The sequence below is a fragment of the Chamaesiphon sp. OTE_8_metabat_110 genome, from assembly GCF_031382685.1.
In the GTDB taxonomy this organism is placed as follows: domain Bacteria; phylum Cyanobacteriota; class Cyanobacteriia; order Cyanobacteriales; family Chamaesiphonaceae; genus Chamaesiphon.
Window position 1 is genome coordinate 1 of sequence record NZ_JANMZA010000257.1, and the last position, 2,343, is coordinate 2,343.

Annotated in this window: 2 protein-coding genes; one reads left to right on the top strand and one right to left on the bottom strand. The window is 48.4% G+C overall.

Annotated features, from left to right (window positions below; all coding sequences use genetic code 11):
• Positions 1-1,335, bottom strand: a 1,335-nt coding sequence (locus RMO52_RS09375; protein WP_310413279.1) for an FAD-linked oxidase C-terminal domain-containing protein, incomplete at its 3' end; no start/stop codon positions are given.
• Between the two features lie 146 nt (positions 1,336-1,481).
• On the opposite strand from RMO52_RS09375, the gene RMO52_RS09380 reads away from it, so the two are divergent.
• Positions 1,482-2,126, top strand: a complete 645-nt coding sequence (locus tag RMO52_RS09380) for a Crp/Fnr family transcriptional regulator (RefSeq protein ID WP_310413282.1) — start codon at positions 1,482-1,484, stop codon at positions 2,124-2,126.
• Positions 2,127-2,343: the final 217 nt, after the last annotated feature.

Genomic DNA, 2,343 nt, shown 5'->3' on the forward strand with positions numbered 1-2,343 from the left:
TAAATCTGTCTCGGTGAACATCTCTGACATATAACAGCGTTTATCAGCACCGATACCGTGTTCGCCGGAAATACTCCCGCCGACTTTGACACAGAGCTTGAGAATTTCACCACCCAAGGTTTCTACTTGTTCTAATGCGCCTTCAACGGCATTGTTATACAAAATTAATGGGTGTAAATTACCATCGCCAGCATGGAAAACGTTGGCGACAAAATAGCCATATTTGGTGCCGAGTTTTTCAATTTCTTGGAGAACGTAGGATAGTTGCGTGCGGGGAATGACTCCATCTTGCACGTAATAATCGGGACTGATTTTGCCCATCGCGGCAAAGGCGGCTTTACGCCCTTTCCAGAGTCTTAAACGTTCTGCTGGCTCGGTGGCGATCGTAATGTCTCGCGCCCCATTCTCACGGCAAATTTCGGCAATGCGGGCTTGATTTGTGGCTACTTCTACTGCCGAGCCATCGATTTCGACGAGGAGGATGGCAGCGGCATCGCGGGGATAGCATTTGGTGGCGACGACATCTTCGACAGCGTTGATGCTGAAGTTGTCCATCATCTCGATGCCAGCCGGGATAATCCCCGCACTGATGATACCTGAGACGGCGCTGCCTGCGGCTTCAACGCTAGCAAAGTCGGCGAGGAGGACGCAGATGGATTCGGGCGTTTTGAGGATTTTGAGGGTGATTTCGGTGGCAATGCCGAGGGTGCCTTCGGAGCCGACGAATAAGCCAGTCAGATCGTATCCAGGCATTTCGCCGATTTCCCCACCGACATCGACGATCTCCCCACTGGGGATGACTAATTTTAAGCCGAGGACGTGGTTGGTAGTGACACCATACTTGAGACAGTGGACGCCGCCAGAATTTTCGGCAATGTTACCACCGATCGAGCAGATCACCTGACTGGAAGGATCGGGAGCATAATAAAAGCCGCCGCCACTGACTGCTTGCGTCACCCAATTATTAATTACGCCTGGTTGAACGACGACGCGCTGATTTGCGAGATCTGTTTTGAGGATCTGATTCATCAATGCCGTCACGATCAACACGCAATTTTCGACGGGTAATGCCCCACCCGATAAACCCGTTCCCGCACCCCGCGCGATCCACGCAACATTATTTTCGTCACAGATTTTGACTGCGGCTGCTATTTGCGCTGTCGTTTTGGGCAGAATAACCAGAGCGGGACGCTCGCGGTAGCTAGTCAAACCATCGCACTCATAAGTAATTAATTCCTCCCGCCGCTGAATGATGCCTTTGATACCGACGACTGCTGTAAGTTGTGCAATAATTGGTTTCCAGTTAAGTTCTGTAGGTTTATCGGCAAGTAGCATACGATCGCGGCTTAGGGCTGAGGGGCATCTACTTACATTATCAATTATCAATTATTAATTATCAATTACTAACCAGCCTTAATCTCTCCATTACCTGAATTTTACCTTGACCGAGTAATCTAGGTTCAGATTTTGGAGCGAAAATTATGCTGTCGATCGTTCAAAGTACGGAACTAGATTATTCACCACAACAGCAGCAACAGTCTTCAGTCCTCAGCAAGCGGCTATATTTTCACACTAAAGGTGATGAAATCCCGTTGTTCCCCGAAGGCGTATGGCAAGTTACTCAAGGATTGGTGCAACTAAGCGCGAACTACGAAGATGGCGAACAAGTATTATTTGGCTGGGCGTCCACAGGAGCCTGGTTTGGCACTCAAGGCTCGGAAACTCTTGACTATCAAGCGATCGCACTATCACCTGTTTATTTACGCTGGTTGCGATTGGATGAAATTGAAGGTTCGATGCGATTGTCGCAGCTCCTACTCCCGCAGTTAGCCAAGCGGATGCGGCAAGCAGAAATGCTCCTGATTATCAACGGTCGCCGCCATACTGTCGAACGGCTGAGAGGGTTATTATCTTTACTCAAAGAGGAGTTGGGCGAGGCTTTGCCCGATAGCCAAACCCGAATTAATTATAAGTTTACCCATCAACAGCTTGCGAGCGCGATCGGGACGACTCGGGTTACTGTCAGTCGGATGATGGCACAGTTTCAAGCTAAAGGTTTTATGACACTCGATCGTCATCGTCATTTAATTTTAGACAATAGCTATTTTAGTCATATTGGCAGTTAAATTAACTCAGATCTTGTAGCTAAACGAAGTTACTAGTCTGTTAGTGGATAGTGGATAGTGAATAGCGAAAAGTGCGGGAACAGGGGTTTCCCCTGTCTTGTCGTTTTCTTATTCGGCGGCGTTTTATGCGGGGGGAACCCCCGCATAAAAACGCCGCAAGTAGAGCACCTTTTCAAGACAGTGGATAGTTTTAGTACTTATGAGTAAGTTTTGGAGC